Raw genomic sequence first — 15,811 nt, forward strand, 5'->3', positions numbered from 1 at the left:
ACCACCGGGTCGGTCAGGGTCGGGGGGCGACTGACGACAGCCGGTCGCGGACGGCGCGCTTCGCCTGCTCGTAGACGCCGGGGCGGCCCAGGAGCGAGCGCAGGTTGGCCGAGTCCAGGTAGGCGTCCAGCTCGTAGGCCAGCTGGGTCGGATCGAGGTCGGCGACGACCTCGCCGACCTCCTGGGCACCGGCGATGGTCTCGGCGATCAGCCCGAGCCACTCCTCGTCGAGGGCGGCGAGAGCGTCACGGACCTCGCCGGGACGAGCGGCGTACTCGTGGGAGGCGCGCGCGAAGAAGCAGCCGCCGGGGAAGCGCCGGTCGCTGGAGTACTCCAGCCAGGCGTCCAGCAGCCGGCGGACGCGGGCGAGGCCGGGAGGCGTCTGCAGGGCCGGCTCGATCACGGTGTGCACGAAGATCGCGCGGGCGGCGCGGATGGTCGCGAGCTGCAGCCCCTCCTTGGTCCCGAAGTGCGCGATCAGGCCGCTCTTGCTGATCGCCAGGTCCGTGGCCAGCCGGCCGATCGAGAGCCCGTCGAGACCCTCGATGGAGGCGACGTCGACGGCGGCCGCGAGCACGGTGCGCCGGGTGCGGTCGCCGCGGCGTACGCGCCCGTCGGTCGCCGGCTGCCCGGTCGGCTCCTCCGTCAGTTGCTCGGTCATCATCGTCAGCCTACGGGCCGGAAAGGGATTGACATGGCGAACTAATAGTACGACCGTTCGATAGATAAGTCACCGTCCGAGAGGATCGCCATGACCGACACCTCCGCCCACCTGGCGGCGACCACCCGACGCCCCGGGGCGGCTACGGCGGTCATCGGCACCGCGCTGAACGCGACCGGGCGCGTCGCCCCCGCACTGGCCGGCCGGCTGGCCCTCGAGCTGTGGCGCCGGCCCGGCGGCCCGGCCGACGTGCGCCGCGACGAGCGCACCGTCCACGACGCCGCGCGCCGCAGCCGCGTCGGTGCCGACGGCGAGGTCGCCGCCTACGCCTGGGGCGACGGCTCCCGTCCGGTGCTGCTCGTCCACGGCTGGGGCGCCCGCGCGTCCCGGTTCGCCGACCTGGTGACCGGCCTCCTCGCGGCCGGCCTCAGCCCGGTGGCGTACGACGGGTGGGGCCACGGCGACACCCCCGGCTCCGCGCGCACGATCCTCGAGCACCGGCGGGTCATCGCTGAGCTCGAGCAGCTCCACGGACCGTTCGGGGGCGTCGTCGGGCACTCCTTCGGGGTGCCGGTCGCGCTGTACGCCGTCCGCGACGGCCTGGCCGCCGACCGGGTCGTGACGATCAGCGGGATGAGCGACTTCGGCTACCTGGTCGAGACGTTCTGCGCCCGGCTCGGGCTGCGTCCACCGCTCGACGACGAGCTGCGGCACGCGATCGAGCGGGCGTTCTTCGCGGGCGACACCGGCATCTGGGAGCGGTTCTCGGCCCAGCCGATGCCGGGATGCGAGGCACTCGTCGTCCACGACGCCGGCGACACCGTGGTCGACCCGGTGCAGGCCGAGCGCCTGGTGTCCGCCCTCGGTGCCACCGCCCGCCGGGTCGAGACCGGCGGGCTGGGGCACGGCCGGATCCTGCGCGACCCCACGGTCATCGCCACGACCGTGACGTTCCTCGGCAGCGGTCGGGCATGAGCGCCCTGCGGATCCGCCCGGCCGGGGTGCAGGACCGGGAGCTCGTGGCGGGGCTGCTGCGCGAGCTGTCCCCCGACTCGGCCTACCTCCGCTTCCAGACCGGGATCGGGGTCGAGCCGGCGCCCGGCCTGGTGGCCGCCCTGATCCCCGACGGGCTGCGCGGCAGCGCCCTCCTGGGCCTCGTGGACGACCGTCTCGTGGCGCACGGCCTGTGGGTGCGGGTCGGAGCCTCGCCGGTCGCCGAGATCGGCATCGTGGTGGCCGATGCCCAGCAGGGGCAGGGGATCGGGACCCGGATCGCGAGCGCGCTGATCGCCGACCTGGCGGCTCGAGGCATCGACCGCGTGGAGGTCTTCGCCAGCGCGACCAACGTGGCGGTGACCCGGATGGTGGCCCGCCAGGCGCCCCACGCCGTGCGCGACCGGGACGGCGCCACCGTCACCTACGCCTTCGCGACACCGCCTCGCCGGGTCGCCGTACGCACCGTGGCCTGACACCCTGGGGCCCGTGCCCCTGATCGAGGTCCGTCCCTACGACGTCGCCGACCGTGCCGAGCTGGTGGAGGTCGTCTTCGAGGCCGCCGGCGAAGGGGCGCCGAGCTCGGAGGTGTGGGGTCACCACGCCTCGCTCGCGGAGGTCTACCTGACGCCGTACCTCGACCTGGAGCCGGAGTCGGTGTTCGTGGTCACCGTCGACGGCCGGCCCGCCGGCTACCTGGCGGGATGTGTCGACGAGTCGGCGTTCCCGAGCGAGCAGGAGCGCACCTCGGCGGCGATCAGGAGGCACCGGCTCTACCGGATGCCCGGCCCGCGTCGCTTCTTCGTGCAGGCGGCTCTCGACGCCGCCCTCCTCAGGCTGCGTCGGGTCCCCATCGCCGGCGAGCTCAGCGACCCGCGCTGGCCGAGCCACCTGCACATCGACCTGATGCCCGCGGCCCGCGGCTCCGGCGCCGCCACCCGGCTGATGGAGCTCTGGTTCGAGCGCGTGCGGTCGGTCGGCTCCCCGGGCTGCTACCTGCAGACGTCGGCCGAGAACGACCGGGCGGTGGCGTTCTTCGAGCGCGTCGGCTTCCGGCGGTACGGCGACAACCCGGTCGTGCCGGGCATGCGGTACGCCGGCGCCCGGATGCACCAGCAGACGATGGTCTGGGATGCCTGACCGGGTGCGGCGCTGGTGGTGGCCGACGAGCGTCGCGGTCGCGGCCGTCCTCGGCTGCGCGGTCGGCGCGCTGGTCGTCGTCGCCACGCAGGACGACGACCCGCTGTCGGCCTGCCCCGCGACGACGGTCGCGCGCGACGTGCTCCCCTCGGTGGTGACGATCTCGGTGGCCACGCCCGAGGGCAGTGGCGGCAACGGCACCGGTGCGATCGTGCGCGACGGCGGCTACATCCTGACCAACGAGCACGTCATCTCCGCCGCGGTCGACGGCGGTGGGCGGCTGAGCGTCCACTACAGCAACGGCGAGACGTCACCGGCCACCCTCGTCGGCGCCGACTTCACGACCGACCTCGCGGTGATCCGAGCGGACGACGGTGGCTACCACCGGCCCCTCCTGGAGCACGGCGACTCCGACGCCGTACGCGTCGGGCAGCCGGTGGTGGCGCTGGGTGCGCCGCTCGGGCTGTCCAACACGGTGACGGCCGGCATCGTCAGCGCCCTCGGCCGCTACGTGCCGATCCCGGCCGACACCGGCGAGGTCGCCCACCTGCTCGACGCCATCCAGACCGACGCGTCGATCAACCCCGGCAACAGCGGTGGTCCGCTGGTCGACTGCACCGGAGCCCAGGTCGGGGTGAACTCCGCGATCTCGACGGTGCCGAGCGCCGACGGCGTCGCGGGCGGAGGCAGCGTCGGGCTCGGGTTCGCGATCCCGATGAGCATCGCCGACCCGATCGCCGACCAGCTGATCGAGACCGGCCGGGTGGCACACCCGGTGCTCGGTCTCGGCGCCCGTGCGGTCGACGACGATCCCACGGACGTGCCGTCGGGCCTCGAGGTGACGGCCGTGGTGCCGGGTGGTCCCGCCGCCGGGGCCGGCCTGGCGGTCGGCGACCTCATCACCGAGATCGACGGCGACCCCGCCCAGCACACCGAGCAGCTGGTGCTGGTCAGCCTGCGCGGCGAGGTCGGCGACACCGTCGCGATCACCTACCTCCGAGCCGGCGACCGGCGCAGCACCGAGCTGACGCTGGCCGCTCCGCGCTGAGCTACCGCGCCGCCCGCCACTCCTCGGCGAGCAGCGCGTAGGTCATCCCGTCGACCCACCCCCGGGTGCGGTGCAGCGAGTCGCGCACGGCGTACTCCTCGCGCCGCATGCCCAGGCGCTCCATCAGCCGCCACGACGGCGCGTTGTCGGCGAAGCAGAGCGCCTTGACCCGGCGCAGGCCCAGGTCGTCGAAGCAGATCCGGAGCAGCTCGGCGGCCGCCTCGGTGGCCAGCCCGCGGCCGGCGTACGCCGGGTCGAGCACCCAGCCGATCTCGGCCTGGCTGCCGGTGGCCGCGGCGGCGACGTCGGACTGCGCCCAGGCGTCGGTGATGCCGAGGTAGAGGTCGCCCACGACCCGGCCGTCGTGCTCGAGGACCAGGGTGCGCGAGACGCGGTCCGGGTCGGCCATCAGCGCGGCGTACCGCTCCGCGTCGGAGAAGTCGTGGCCGAGCCACTCGTAGACCGACGGGATCCGGCGGATCTGCCAGGTCGGCTCGACGTCGGCCGCGGTCATCGGGCGGATCACGAGCCGGGCGGTGCGCACCGGCCAGGCGACCGCGCTGAGGTCCTGGGTCATGGCGCCAGTGTGGTGTCTGGGGGCCGACCGCGTCGCGTGCATTTGCGCTCGGTGCCGGTGCTCAGCGGGAGACGTACACCTTGCGCAGGGTCTCGGCGACGGTCCAGGTCGTGCGCTCGCCGGCGCGCAGCCGCAGCGCCAGGCCGGGCACCAGCTCGACCACCTCGCCGTCCTCGAACCGCACCGTGCCGCGGCCGGCCAGGATCACGCAGACCTCGTCGACCTCGGTGTCCTCGACGGTGCCGGGAGCCATCTCCCACACCCCGACGTCGCAGCCGCCGAGGCGGGCGAGGGCCAGGGTGTGCTCGGGGCCGAGGTCCGCCGCGAGCAGGTCGGGGTTCAGCACCCTGCCGGCGTCCGGAGCACTCATGAGTCGAACCCCAGGCCGACCGCGTCGAGCGTCCGGAGGAAGAGGTTGCGACGTCCCCCGCGGTGGTCGGCCCGGTCCAGCGACCAGCGGGTTGCGTTGATGCCGATGGAGGCGAACGGCTCGGGCGGGAAGGGCAGCGGCGTGCGACGCACCATCTCCAGCCGGGTGCGCTCGGTCGAGAGCCCGGACAGCCGGTCGAGCATCACCTCGGCGGCGAACCGGGTCGCGCCGACGCCCAGCCCGGTGAAGCCGGCGGCGTACGCCACCCGTCCACGCGACGCGAGACCGTGGAAGGCGACGAACCGGGTGGAGGTGTCGATCGCGCCGGCCCAGCGGTGGCTGAAGCGCAGCCCCTCCAGCTGGGGGAAGGCGGCGAGGAAGTGGGTGGCCAGCGCGGTGAACGTCTCCGGTCGCTCCTCGTACGCCGCGCGCACCCGCCCGCCGGTCGGGTAGACGGCGTCGTACCCGCCCCAGAGGATCCGGTTGTCGGCGGTCAGCCGCGAGTAGTGGAACTGGTTGGCCAGGTCGCCCAGTCCCTGCCGGTGAGACCAGCCGATCGACGCCAGCTGCGCGTCGGTGAGCGGCTCGGTCATCAGCACGTAGTCGTAGACCGGCACCGTGAGCATCCGGGTCCGGCGCAGCAGCGAGGGGAAGACGTTGGTCGCCAGCGCGACCCGGTCGGCGGTGACCGGCCCGCCGGTGGTGCGGACCACGACCGGTCCGCGGGTCGGCGCGTCGAGGTCGGTGACCCGGGTGCCCTCGTGGATCTCGACGCCGAGCTCGGCGGCGACGCGGGCCAGCTCGCGGGCCAGCCGGGCCGGGTGCACCAGCGCGCAAGAGTCGCGCTCCCACTCACCGGCCAGGAAGAGCGGGCTGTCGATCTCGGCGCGGACCGCGTCGCGGTCGAGGAAGTCGGGCGACCCGCGCAGCCACTCGACCTGGTGGGGCTCCACGGCGACGCTGAGGCTGCCGGTGCGCTCGAACTGGCAGTCCAGCCCCAGGTCGCGCACGTCGGCCTCGAGGGCGTCCAGGTTCGCGGCGCCGAGCCGCTCGAGCGCGTCGTACTCCTCGGGCCAGCGGGAGCGCCCGTTGTCCTCGCCGTGCGTCAGGCTGGCCTCGCAGAAGCCGCCGTTGCGCCCGGACGCCGCCCACCCGATCGTGCTCGCCTCGAGCAGCACCACCCGGGCGCCGGGGTTGCGGCGCTTCGCGAGCACCGCGGTCCACAGGCCGCAGTAGCCGCCGCCGACGACGGCGAGGTCGGCGGTCGTCGCGCCGACCAGGGCCGGGTACGTCGTGCCGGGCGCGTCCTCGAGCCAGAAGACGCCGTGCCGCGAGCCCGCGAGGGCCGCCCGGACGACGGAGCTCGCGGGCGCGTGCTCCTCGTACGCCGTGCGGCTAGCCGGCATGCACGTCGCCCGCCTTGAGCCCCTCGTCCAGGATCGCGAGCCCCTCGCGCGCCTCGTCGTCGCTCATCGTGCACGGGGGCACGACGTGGATCCGGTTGGTGTTGGCGAAGGGCAGCAGTCCGGCGCCCTTGCAGGCGGCGACGACGTCGTTGAGGCCGGCGGGCGACAGCATCGCCCTGGTGTCCTGGTCGGTCACCAGGTCGAGCGCCCAGAACGCACCCACACCCCGGACCTCACCGACGCAGGCGTGGCGCGACGCCATGTCGACCAGGGCGGGCCCGATGACCTCGCGGCCGAGCCGGTCGGCGTTCTCCACGATGCCCTCGTCGCGCATGGTGTGGATCGTCGCGACCGCCGCCGCGCACGCGAGCGGGTGCCCGGAGTAGGTGAGGCCGCCGGGGTAGGGCGTGTGGTCGAAGGTCGAGGCGATCTCGTCGCTGATGATCACGCCGCCGAGCGGCACGTAGCCCGAGTTCACGCCCTTGGCGAAGGTGATGAGATCGGGGCGGACGTCGTACCGGTCCAGCGCGAGCCAGCTGCCGGCGCGGCCGAAGCCGGCCATCACCTCGTCGAGGATCAGCTTGATGCCGTGCTCGTCGCACAGCGCGCGGACGCCGGGCAGGTAGCCGGGCGGCGGCGCGAAGATGCCGGCGGTGCCGGGGATCGTCTCGAGCAGGATGGCCGCGATCGTCTGCGGGCCCTCGGCCTCGATCGTGCGCCGCAGGTGGGCGAGCGCCCGCTCGCACTCCTCCCCCTCGGTGGTCGCGTGGAACTCCGAGCGGTAGAGGAACGGGCCGAAGAAGTGCACGGCGCCCGCGGTCGCGGTGTCGTTGGCGAAGCGGCGCGGGTCGCCGGTCAGGTTGATCGCGGTCTGGGTGCCGCCGTGATAGCTGCGGTACGCCGTGAGCACCTTGAAGCGGCCCGTCTGCAGGCGGGCCATGCGTACGGCGTGCTCGTTGGCGTCGGCGCCGCCGTTGGTGAAGAAGACCTTCTCGAAGCCGTCCGGCGCGATGCCGGCGATCAGCTCCGCGGCCTGCGCGCGCTGCTCGTTGGCCATCGCGGGGGCGATCGTGCAGAGCCGGTCGGCCTGCTCCTTGATCGCCGCCACCACGCGGGGGTGCTGGTGGCCGATGTTGGTGAAGACCAGCTGGCTCGAGAAGTCGAGGTAGCGGCGGTCCTCGTCGTCCCAGACGTAGGAGCCCTTGGCCGCGGTGATGACCATCGGGGTGATCTCGGCCTGGGCGGACCAGGAGTGGAAGACGTGCTTGCGGTCCAGCTCGTAGGCGGTGCTCATCGTCGTACCTCTCAGTGGTGGACGGGCGAGAGTTTCATCGGCCGGCCGACAAACCTGGTGCTTGGACGACAAACCTTCATCGTCCGAGCGTGAGTTTCATCGGCCGGCCGATGAAACTCTCAGTGATTCTTGGGGAACGCCAGCTCGAGGCCGCCGGCGGTGCCGGGGTCGGGCCAGCGCGTCGTGACGACCTTGCCCCGGGTGAAGAAGTGCACGCCCTCGGTGCCGTGGGCGTGGGTGTCGCCGAAGAGCGAGGACTTCCAGCCGCCGAAGGAGTAGTACGCCATCGGCACCGGGATCGGCACGTTGACGCCGATCATGCCGACCTGCACGTCGGTCTCGAAGGCGCGCGCGGCGCCGCCGTTGCTGGTGAAGATCGCGGTGCCGTTGCCGTACCTGTTGGCGTTCACCAGGTCGAGGGCCTCCTGGTAGGTCCCGGCCCGCACGACCGACAGCACCGGCCCGAAGATCTCGTCGGTGTAGACGCTCATCGTCGGCGTCACGTGGTCGAAGAGCGTGGGGCCGAGCCAGAACCCGTCCGCCGCGCCGTCCGCGTCCACCTCACGACCGTCGATCACCAGGGTGGCGCCCTCGGCCGCGCCCGCGTCGACGTACGACGCCACCTTGTCGCGGTGCGCCCGGGTGACCAGCGGACCCATGTCGGTGTCCAGCGCGCCGTCGCCGATCTTGAGGGTGGCGGTGCGCTCGACGATCTTCTGCACGAGGGCGTCTCCGGTGTCGCCGACCGCGACCACGACGCTGATCGCCATGCAGCGCTCGCCGGCGGAGCCGTAGCCCGCGCTGACGGCGGCGTCCGCCGCCAGGTCGAGGTCGGCGTCCGGGAGGACGACCATGTGGTTCTTGGCGCCGCCGAGCGCCTGCACCCGCTTGCCGGCGCGGCTCGCGCGCTGGTAGACGTACTCGGCGATCGGGGTCGAGCCGACGAAGCTGATCGACGCGACGTCGGGGTGGTCGAGCAGCCCGTCGACGGCGACCTTGTCGCCCTGCAGCACGGTGAAGACGCCGTCGGGCAGGCCGGCCTCCTGCCACAGCCGCGCCATCCAGATCGCGGCCGACGGGTCCTTCTCGCTGGGCTTGAGCACGACCGCGTTGCCCGCCGCGATCGCGATCGGGAAGAACCACATCGGGACCATCGCCGGGAAGTTGAAGGGGCTGATGATGCCCACGACGCCGAGCGGCTGGCGCAGCGAGTGCACGTCGACGCCGGTCGAGACCTGCGGGGAGTTGCCGCCCTTGAGCAGGTGCGGGATGCCGCACGCGAACTCGACGACCTCCTGGCCGCGGGCGACCTCGCCCAGGGCGTCGGAGAGCACCTTGCCGTGCTCGGCGGTGATGATCGCGGCCAGCTCCTCCTTGCGGGAGTTCAGCAGCTCGCGGAAGCGGAACACCACCTGGGCGCGGGCGCTGACCGAGGTGCGCGTCCAGTCGATCGACGCCTTCTTGGCCGACCCGACCGCCGCCTCGATCTCTGCAGGCCCGGCGAAGGCGACCTGCGCGGTCACCAGCCCGGTCGCGGGGTTGGTCACGTCACCGACGCGGCTGCCGGTGCCGAGGTGGGTGGTGCCGTCGATCCAGTGCGCGATGGTGGTCATGCCATCATCCTGCTCCCGACGCCCCCGCACGGCGAGGGACACAGCGTCGCACGCTGGCGTCGCGGCACGACGGACCGTCGTACGGCGGTCTCCGGCGGCTGCGGGTCACCGGCGTCACTCGCGCACGATGGTCCGCACGGCCTTGCGGTCGGTCTTGCCGACGCTGGTGAGCGGTACGGCGTCGACGATGATCACCTCGCGCGGGTACTTGTACCTGGCCAGCCGGTCGCGGGCGAACTCGACCAGCTCCTCGGGGGTCGCCTCGGCGCCGGGGACCAGCGAGACGACCGCGATGACCTCCTCGCCGCTCTTGGCGTCCGGGCGGCCGACCACGGCGGCCAGGCTGACCGCGGGGTGGCCGACCAGCACGTCCTCGACGTCGCGCGGGAAGACGTTGAAGCCGCCACGGATGATCAGGTCCTTGACCCGGTCGACGACGTAGAGGAAGCCGTCCTCGTCGAGGTGGCCGACGTCGCCGGTGTGCAGCCAGCCGTCGATGATCGTCGCGGCGGTCTGCTCCGGGTCGTGCCAGTAGCCCATCATCACGCCGGGCCCGGCGATGCAGATCTCGCCGTCCTCGCCCGTCGCGACCGGTGCGCCGAGCGGGTCGAGGATGGCCAGCTCGACGTGGGGCGCCGGCCGGCCCACGCTCCCGGGCCGGTTGGCGGTGACCGTCGAGGCCGTGGCGATCGCCGTGCTCTCGGTCAGCCCGTAGCCCTCGAGGATGGTGACGCCGAATGCGCTCTCGACCCTCTCGCGCAGGTGCGGCAGGAGCGGCGCACCGCCGGAGCCGAAGGACACCAGCGAGCTGAGGTCGTGGTCGGCGTACGGCTGGTCGAGCAGCATCTGCATCATCGACGGCACCACCGGGCTGGTCTCGAGTCGGTGCTCCTGCACCAGCTCCAGCCAGCCCTGCGGGTCGAACCAGCGCTGCATCACCGACACGTGCTGGCGGTCGGAGTGCAGCCCGGCGACCAGCACGTTGAGGCCGAACGCGTGCGACAGCGGCAGGGGGAGCAGCGAGCGGGTGGTGTCGGTGGTCCGGGCGACGTCGTTCATGCCGCGCCCCGCGTGCCAGAGGCTGCGGTGGCTGAGCATGACGCCCTTGGCCCGGCCGGTGGTGCCGCCGGTGTAGAGCAGCGCCGCCAGGTCCTCGTCGTCGCGCGGCACGATCTCGCCCGGCTCGTGCTCCTCCAGCGACGCGAAGGCCACCGCGTCGACACCCTCGGGCACGTCGCCGGCGACCACCAGCAGCAGGTCGAGGCCCTCCGCCGAGCCGACGACCATCGGCACCAGCTCGGGGCTGACGATCGCCGCCTTCGCGCCGGAGTCCTCCAGGATGTGGCGCAGCTCGGTGGGCGTCTGCAGGAAGATCACCGGCGTCACCACCGCTCCCGCGCGCCAGATCGCGTGGTAGCCGACGAACACCTCGGAGGTGTTCATGGTCAGGACGATGACCCGGTCGCCGGGCTCGATGCCCAGCGCGGCCAGACCCGTGGCCACCCGTCGGGCGCGGGACAGGATCTCGCCCGACGTGTGCCAGGTGCCCTCGAAGAAGAGCTGCTCGTAGTCGCCGAGCCGCGCGAGCGCCTGCTCCGCGAGCAGCGCCAGCTGGTGCTGGCCGCTCATGCGGAGACCTGCGCGACGGCCAGGCGGGCGACCTCGTCGTACGCGTCGACATCGTCGCCGAGCAGGAAGCGGTCGACCTTCGCCCGGCGCCAGAAGAGATGGGCGTCGTGCTCCCAGGTGAAGCCGATGCCGCCGTGCACCTGCACCAGCGTCTCCGCGGCCTGCTCCAGCGTGGTCGCGGAGGCGGCCTTGACCGCGGCCGCCGCGAGCGGGAGCTCGTCGGGTGCCTGGTCGGCCGCCCAGGCGGCCCACCACACGAGCGAGCGCAGCTGCTCGACCTGCACGTAGACGTCGACCAGCGCGTGCTTGACCGCCTGGTAGGAGCCGATCGCGCGGCCGAAGGCGAGCCGCTGCTGGGCGTACTCGACCCCGATCTCCAGCGCCCGGCTCGCGGCCCCGAGGCCCTCCGCGGCGAGGACGACGCGGCCGACCCGCTCGGCGTGCTCCCAGCGCAGCCGGGCGTCGGCGGCGACGACCTCCGCGTCGGCGTCGGCGAGCGTGACGTCGCCGAGCCCACGGGTCGGGTCGATCGCGTCGCGGACCGTGGCCCGGCCGCCGGCCAGCACGATGTCGTCGCCGCGCAGCACCAGGAACCGGTCGGCGCCCGCCGCGTCGATGACCGGACCGGACCCGTCCACGACGGCGACGACGAGCGAGCCGTCGGCGAGCGCCGCGAGCCGCTCGTGGTCGCCGGCGAGCAGTACGGCGGCCCGCGCGAAGGTCACCAGGGACGGCCCGGCCAGCACCCGGCCGGCCTGCTCGGCCACGACCGCGAGGTCGAGGACCGACCCTCCTCCGCCGCCGGCGGCCTCGGGCACGGTGATCGTCGCGAACCCGCTCTCCACCAGCGCCGTCCGCCCCGGCCGCACCGGGGCGCCGTCGTCGAGCGCGGCCCGGGAGTCGGCCGGCGAGGCGGCGTCGGTGAGGAAGTCGCGGGCCGCGGCCGCGAGGTCGCGCTGCTCGTCGTCCAGGTCGAAGTTCATCGGTGCTCCTCTCCTCACGCCCGTGCGGACGCGAGGCTCTCCTTGAAGGTGATGCCCTTGTCGGCCCGTGGCTCGGCCGGGAGTCCCAGCACCCGCTCGCCGATGATGTTGCGGAGCACCTCGTTGGTGCCGCCCGCGATGGCCATGCCGGGCAGCACGGCCTGGAGGTCCTGCCAGCTGCGCGAGCCGTCGGCGGTGGCGGCGTACGCCGCGTCGTCGCCCAGCACGCGTACGGCGAGGTCCGCGAGGTCGCGGGCCACCTGGGTGCCGGCCAGCTTGCCGGCCGAGGCCTCCGGACCGGGGAGCTCGCCCTTGCTGAGCTTGGAGAGCAGGCGGTAGCCGGTGTAGCGGTTGGCGAGCGCGCCGACGTACGACCGGCCGAGCTGCTGGCGCACCAGGGCGCGACGTCCCTCGGGGAGCCCGTCGAGGTGCGCGGCCACGTGCTCGGCCACGGACGTGGCGCTGGCGCCGATCTCGGTGCCGCCGCCGCCGAGGGAGAGCCGCTCGCTCATCAGGGTGGTGAGCGCGACCCGCCAGCCGTCGCCGACCTCACCGAGGCGCTCGCTGTCGGGCACCACCACGTCGTCGAAGAAGACCTCGTTGAAGTCCGCCCCGCCGCTCATCTGCCGCAGCGGCCGCACGGTGACGCCCGGGGCCTTCATGTCCACCACGAACATGGTGAGCCCGCGGTGCTTCGCGACGTCCGGGTCGGTGCGGGTGAGCAGGATGCCGTAGTCGGCGAGGTGCGCGAGGGTCGTCCACACCTTCTGGCCGCTGATCCGCCAGCTGCCGTCCTCGGTGCGCACCGCCTTGGTCCGCAGTGCGGCCAGGTCGCTGCCGGAGGCCGGCTCGCTGAAGAGCTGGCACCACACGTCCTCGGCGCGCAGCAGGCGCCGCAGGTAGCGCGACTTCTGGTCCTCGCTCCCGTGGTAGATCACGGTGGGTCCGCACATGCCGATGCCGATCAGGTTGATCAGCCCCGCCACGTCGGCTCGCGCGAGCTCTTGGTCGACGATCGCCTGCTGCATCGGCGTGCCGCCCTGGCCGCCGGCGTCGGTCGGCCAGGTCACCCCGACCAGGCCGCCGTCGTACAGCACCGCCTGGTGCCGGCGCGCGGCCTGGTCGTCGAAGCCGCGCTGGTCGGAGCGGCGGCCGAGCTCGTCGCGGTGCTCCTCCAGGAAGGAGCGCACCCGGCTGCGCCAGGCGGCCTCGTCGGGCGTGTCGTCGAAGTCCATGGGGGTCCCCTCTCGGCACCGGGCGACGGTGTGAGCCACGCCACTCGTGAGGGGCCAGAGTGACAGAGAAGTTATCGGCACTCAAGCATGTAAGTGGTCAAGAGGGCTCCAGGGGCAGGCCGGCGAGCAGCTGGTCGCGGGCCGGCGACCACGCCCGGCGTACTGCGCGCTCGCTGCTGACCGCTCGCAGCATCCGCAGCCCCCGGATGGTGGCGATCGCCGTGGTCATCACCGACGCGAACTCCGGCCGCTCGACCAGCTGGGGCGCCACCTGCCGAGCCGCGCCGTCCAGCGTGTCGAGCACGGCCTGGTCGAACTGCACCAGGTGCCGGTGGAGGTCGGCGTCGGTGCGAGCCGCCACGAAGAGCTCGAGCTGGGCGGCCGAGACCGGGCCGCTGAAGATCTCCCACAGCCGGTCCAGCAGCACGGCGTACTGGCCCGCCGGGTCGTCGACGACGTCGATCGGCGTGGACACGAGGTCGGCGACCAGCGCGTCGGTCAGGTGGCTCAGGGCCTGCACGACGAGGTCGGCCTTGGTGGCGAAGTAGTGCGCCTGGGCGCCGCGCGTCACGCCTGCTCGCTCGCACACCAGGGTCGTCGTCAGGCCGGCGTACCCCCGGTCGACGAGCACGTCGATGGTCGCGTCCAGCAGCGCCTTGCGGGTCGCGGCCCGCCGCTCCGCCTGGGTACGGCGCGCCGGGCGGACGGTGGACACCGGCTCACGGTAGCGGTTCAGGCCGGGGCGCGGACCAGGTCGATCGGCTGGCCGTCCTTGGGGAACGGCAGCGAGTGGTTGTCCAGCGGCGCGACGTACGACGGGTCGACGCTCCAGTGGTAGCCGCGCAGCAGGCGGTGCATGATCGCCTTGATCTCGGCGCCGGCGAAGTAGAGACCGATGCACTTGTGCACGCCGCCGCCGAAGGGCGACCAGGCGTAGAGGTGCGACTTGTCCTCGCGGCGCTCGGGCGAGAACCGGTCGGGGTCGAAGGTGGACGGGTCACTCCAGTAGTCGCCGAGCAGGTGGTTGAGCTGGATGCCGATGACGACGTCGGTGTCGACCGGGATCCGCACGCCCTGGACGACCGTCTCCTTGACGGTCTTGCGGATCACCACCGGCACCGGTGCGCGCAGCCGCAGCGCCTCCTTGAGCACCAGGTCGATCGACGGCAGCGCCTCCAGCTCGGCCAGGCTCGGCTCGGGTCCGAGCGCGAGCGACTCCTGGCGGCAGCGCTCCTGCCACTCGGGGTGCTGACCGAGGAACTGCAGGATCGCCGAGGTGGTGATGGTCGAGGTGTCGTGCGCGGCCATCATCAGGAAGATCATGTGGTTGACGACGTCGTCGTCGGTGAACCGCTCGCCCTCGCTGGTCTCGATGTGGCAGAGCACCGAGAAGATGTCGTCGGTGCGCGTCGCCCGCCGGGCGGGCAGGTAGCCGCGCAGGAAGTCCTCGAGCACCCGGCGGCCGCGGTAGGCCCGGCCCCAGCGGGTGAAGGGGACGTCGGCCCGCACGATCCCGCCCGCGGCCTGGACGCAGGCGATGAACGCGTCGTTGACGCGGTCCATCTCCTCGCGGCTAGTGGACTCCGCACCGCCCATGAAGATGTCGGTGGCGATGTCGAGCGTCAGCTGCTTGAGGGCGGGGTAGGCCAGGAACTCCGGGTCCGTGCCCCAGTCGGCCATGCCGTCGGCGATCGCGGGGTGCATGCGCGCGGCGTACGTCTCGAGCCGGTCGCGGGTGAAGGCCTCCTGCATGATCCGCCGGTGGGCGTGGTGCTCGTCGAAGTCGATGAGCATCAGTCCGCCGCCGAAGAAGGGCCCGACGATCCGGGTCCACGCCGGCTGGTTGGCGAAGGCCTTGTCCTTGTTGCGGAGCCCCTGCTCGACCGCGTCGGGCCCGAGCAGCATGACCGCCCGGTTGTTGAGGGCGCGGAAGGGCGCCACCGGCCCGTAGGTCTCCCACTGGTGCCGCATCAGGGCGACCGGGTCGCGGGCGTAGTCGAAGAGGCGGCCCAGGTAGGGCAGCCCGCGGTCCTCGCGACGCTGCTCCGGGATCTCCCGGGGCGTGCCGTCGGGGATGGTCACCGGTGTGGTCATCGTCGACCTCCTGCTTCTCGAGACCCGCTCACCATGAATCAGGAAGGATGCCCTGTCAACCTTCTCGGGGTCGTGAGATCCTGACTCCATGGCGGTGCGGTCGGGGGTCTACCGGGGGGTGAGCGCGGAGACGCGGGCGGCCGAGCGTCGCGCCCGGCTGCTCGAGGCGACCCTCGCGGTCTGGGCCGACCCGGGCCTGAGCACCACGATGACCAACGTGTGCACCCGGGCGGGGCTCTCCGAGCGCTACTTCTACGAGAGCTTCACCAACCTCGACGCCGCGCAGACGGCCGTGCTCGAGGAGGTCGCCGGGGAGATCGAGGAGGTCACCCACCGGGCCGCCGAGGAGGCCGGGGACGACCTCGCAGCCCGGGCGATGGCGTCGGTCGGGGCCTTCGTGCAGCTGTTGGTCGACGACCCGCGCAAGGGCCGGGTGGCGATCGTCGAGGCGGCCGCGATGCCGTCGCTGCGACCGCGGCGGGCCGACCTGCTGCGCCACTTCGCGCACCTCACGGCCGACGCCGCCCGCGAGCTCGACCTGTCGCCGCGCAGCGGGGCCGACCACGAGCTGGTCGGCCTGCTCTTCATCGGCGGCGTCGCGGAGCTGGTCACCGCCTGGCTCGACGGGGCCGTGGCGGCGACGCCGGACGAGCTCGTCACGGTCGCCGCCCGGAGCTTCCTCGGCCTCTACCACTGACCTCCCGCCCGACGGAGGCGACAGCCTGTCGGCCGTGGACGGATCCGCGGCGACGGAGCGTCGTACGCTCG

Annotated in this window: 16 protein-coding genes; 5 read left to right on the forward strand and 11 right to left on the reverse strand. The window is 73.2% G+C overall.

Annotated elements, in window-relative coordinates; all coding sequences use genetic code 11:
• Positions 1–13: 13 nt before the first annotated feature.
• Entirely contained in the window at positions 14–661 is a 648-nt protein-coding gene (locus tag N542_RS0109840) for a TetR/AcrR family transcriptional regulator (protein WP_051551650.1), read from the reverse strand.
• A 90-nt stretch (positions 662–751) separates the two neighbouring features.
• On the opposite strand from N542_RS0109840, the gene N542_RS0109845 reads away from it, so the two are divergent.
• From N542_RS0109845 to N542_RS24235, 4 genes are read left to right on the forward strand one after another with little or no spacing between them, the layout of a single operon-like run.
• Positions 752–1,636 carry an alpha/beta hydrolase gene (locus tag N542_RS0109845; protein WP_051551576.1) on the forward strand — a complete coding sequence of 295 codons (885 nt, stop codon included), beginning with the start codon at positions 752–754 and terminating at the stop codon, positions 1,634–1,636.
• Positions 1,633–2,130 carry a GNAT family N-acetyltransferase gene (locus N542_RS0109850; RefSeq protein WP_028643775.1) on the forward strand — a complete coding sequence of 166 codons (498 nt, stop codon included), beginning with the start codon at positions 1,633–1,635 and terminating at the stop codon, positions 2,128–2,130. Before N542_RS0109845 ends, N542_RS0109850 begins: the two co-directional genes overlap by 4 nt.
• 13 nt (positions 2,131–2,143) lie before the next feature.
• Positions 2,144–2,794 (forward strand): GNAT family N-acetyltransferase, encoded by a 651-nt coding sequence (locus N542_RS0109855; RefSeq protein ID WP_231482587.1) that lies wholly within the window; start codon positions 2,144–2,146, stop codon positions 2,792–2,794.
• The gene (locus tag N542_RS24235) at positions 2,787–3,842 is read left to right on the forward strand and encodes a S1C family serine protease (RefSeq protein ID WP_051551577.1); all 1,056 of its coding nucleotides are present in this window, start codon (positions 2,787–2,789) and stop codon (positions 3,840–3,842) included. Before N542_RS0109855 ends, N542_RS24235 begins: the two co-directional genes overlap by 8 nt.
• 1 nt (position 3,843) lies before the next feature.
• Here the strand turns inward: N542_RS24235 and N542_RS0109865 are convergent, their stop codons facing one another.
• From N542_RS0109865 to N542_RS0109910, 10 genes are all read right to left on the reverse strand, one after another.
• Entirely contained in the window at positions 3,844–4,419 is a 576-nt protein-coding gene (locus N542_RS0109865; RefSeq protein WP_028643777.1) for a GNAT family N-acetyltransferase, read from the reverse strand.
• 61 nt (positions 4,420–4,480) lie between these two features.
• On the reverse strand, positions 4,481–4,789 hold the full coding sequence (locus N542_RS0109870; protein ID WP_028643778.1) for a cupin domain-containing protein: 309 nt from the start codon (positions 4,787–4,789) through the stop codon (positions 4,481–4,483).
• Positions 4,786–6,195 carry an NAD(P)/FAD-dependent oxidoreductase gene (locus tag N542_RS0109875; RefSeq protein ID WP_028643779.1) on the reverse strand — a complete coding sequence of 470 codons (1,410 nt, stop codon included), beginning with the start codon at positions 6,193–6,195 and terminating at the stop codon, positions 4,786–4,788. The genes N542_RS0109870 and N542_RS0109875 overlap by 4 nt, the downstream gene beginning before the upstream one ends.
• A complete protein-coding gene (locus N542_RS0109880) occupies positions 6,185–7,489 on the reverse strand; it encodes an aspartate aminotransferase family protein (protein WP_028643780.1) in 1,305 nt (434 codons plus the stop codon). Before N542_RS0109880 ends, N542_RS0109875 begins: the two co-directional genes overlap by 11 nt.
• Before the next feature lie 119 nt (positions 7,490–7,608).
• On the reverse strand, positions 7,609–9,102 hold the full coding sequence (locus tag N542_RS0109885; RefSeq protein ID WP_028643781.1) for a CoA-acylating methylmalonate-semialdehyde dehydrogenase: 1,494 nt from the start codon (positions 9,100–9,102) through the stop codon (positions 7,609–7,611).
• A 114-nt stretch (positions 9,103–9,216) separates the two neighbouring features.
• Entirely contained in the window at positions 9,217–10,731 is a 1,515-nt protein-coding gene (locus N542_RS0109890; RefSeq protein ID WP_028643782.1) for a class I adenylate-forming enzyme family protein, read from the reverse strand.
• Positions 10,728–11,714 carry an acyl-CoA dehydrogenase family protein gene (locus N542_RS0109895; RefSeq protein ID WP_028643783.1) on the reverse strand — a complete coding sequence of 329 codons (987 nt, stop codon included), beginning with the start codon at positions 11,712–11,714 and terminating at the stop codon, positions 10,728–10,730. The genes N542_RS0109890 and N542_RS0109895 overlap by 4 nt, the downstream gene beginning before the upstream one ends.
• Before the next feature lie 14 nt (positions 11,715–11,728).
• Positions 11,729–12,949 carry an acyl-CoA dehydrogenase family protein gene (locus N542_RS0109900; RefSeq protein ID WP_028643784.1) on the reverse strand — a complete coding sequence of 407 codons (1,221 nt, stop codon included), beginning with the start codon at positions 12,947–12,949 and terminating at the stop codon, positions 11,729–11,731.
• Between the two features lie 97 nt (positions 12,950–13,046).
• Positions 13,047–13,664 carry a TetR/AcrR family transcriptional regulator gene (locus N542_RS24240; RefSeq protein ID WP_036507228.1) on the reverse strand — a complete coding sequence of 206 codons (618 nt, stop codon included), beginning with the start codon at positions 13,662–13,664 and terminating at the stop codon, positions 13,047–13,049.
• A 17-nt stretch (positions 13,665–13,681) separates the two neighbouring features.
• Positions 13,682–15,043, reverse strand: a complete 1,362-nt coding sequence (locus N542_RS0109910; RefSeq protein ID WP_036507230.1) for a cytochrome P450 — start codon at positions 15,041–15,043, stop codon at positions 13,682–13,684.
• Positions 15,044–15,131: 88 nt separating this feature from the next.
• On the opposite strand from N542_RS0109910, the gene N542_RS0109915 reads away from it, so the two are divergent.
• Entirely contained in the window at positions 15,132–15,740 is a 609-nt protein-coding gene (locus N542_RS0109915; protein ID WP_028643786.1) for a TetR/AcrR family transcriptional regulator, read from the forward strand.
• The last annotated feature ends 71 nt before the right edge of the window (positions 15,741–15,811 follow it).

Source organism: Nocardioides sp. URHA0020, from assembly GCF_000620705.1.
In the GTDB taxonomy this organism is placed as follows: Bacteria; Actinomycetota; Actinomycetes; order Propionibacteriales; family Nocardioidaceae; genus Nocardioides.

Bases quoted from the DNA above. Each gene is read 5' to 3' on its own strand.
- N542_RS0109840 (WP_051551650.1), bottom strand. From the start codon at position 661: ATGACCGAGCAACTGACGGAGGAGCCGACCGGGCAGCCGGCGACCGAC.
- N542_RS0109845 (WP_051551576.1), top strand. From the start codon at position 752: ATGACCGACACCTCCGCCCACCTGGCGGCGACCACCCGACGCCCCGGG.
- N542_RS0109850 (WP_028643775.1), top strand. From the start codon at position 1,633: ATGAGCGCCCTGCGGATCCGCCCGGCCGGGGTGCAGGACCGGGAGCTC.
- N542_RS24235 (WP_051551577.1), top strand. From the start codon at position 2,787: ATGCCTGACCGGGTGCGGCGCTGGTGGTGGCCGACGAGCGTCGCGGTC.
- N542_RS0109865 (WP_028643777.1), bottom strand. From the start codon at position 4,419: ATGACCCAGGACCTCAGCGCGGTCGCCTGGCCGGTGCGCACCGCCCGG.
- N542_RS0109870 (WP_028643778.1), bottom strand. From the start codon at position 4,789: ATGAGTGCTCCGGACGCCGGCAGGGTGCTGAACCCCGACCTGCTCGCG.
- N542_RS0109875 (WP_028643779.1), bottom strand. From the start codon at position 6,195: ATGCCGGCTAGCCGCACGGCGTACGAGGAGCACGCGCCCGCGAGCTCC.
- N542_RS0109880 (WP_028643780.1), bottom strand. From the start codon at position 7,489: ATGAGCACCGCCTACGAGCTGGACCGCAAGCACGTCTTCCACTCCTGG.
- N542_RS0109885 (WP_028643781.1), bottom strand. From the start codon at position 9,102: ATGACCACCATCGCGCACTGGATCGACGGCACCACCCACCTCGGCACC.
- N542_RS0109890 (WP_028643782.1), bottom strand. From the start codon at position 10,731: ATGAGCGGCCAGCACCAGCTGGCGCTGCTCGCGGAGCAGGCGCTCGCG.
- N542_RS0109895 (WP_028643783.1), bottom strand. From the start codon at position 11,714: ATGAACTTCGACCTGGACGACGAGCAGCGCGACCTCGCGGCCGCGGCC.
- N542_RS0109900 (WP_028643784.1), bottom strand. From the start codon at position 12,949: ATGGACTTCGACGACACGCCCGACGAGGCCGCCTGGCGCAGCCGGGTG.
- N542_RS0109910 (WP_036507230.1), bottom strand. From the start codon at position 15,043: ATGACCACACCGGTGACCATCCCCGACGGCACGCCCCGGGAGATCCCG.
- N542_RS0109915 (WP_028643786.1), top strand. From the start codon at position 15,132: ATGGCGGTGCGGTCGGGGGTCTACCGGGGGGTGAGCGCGGAGACGCGG.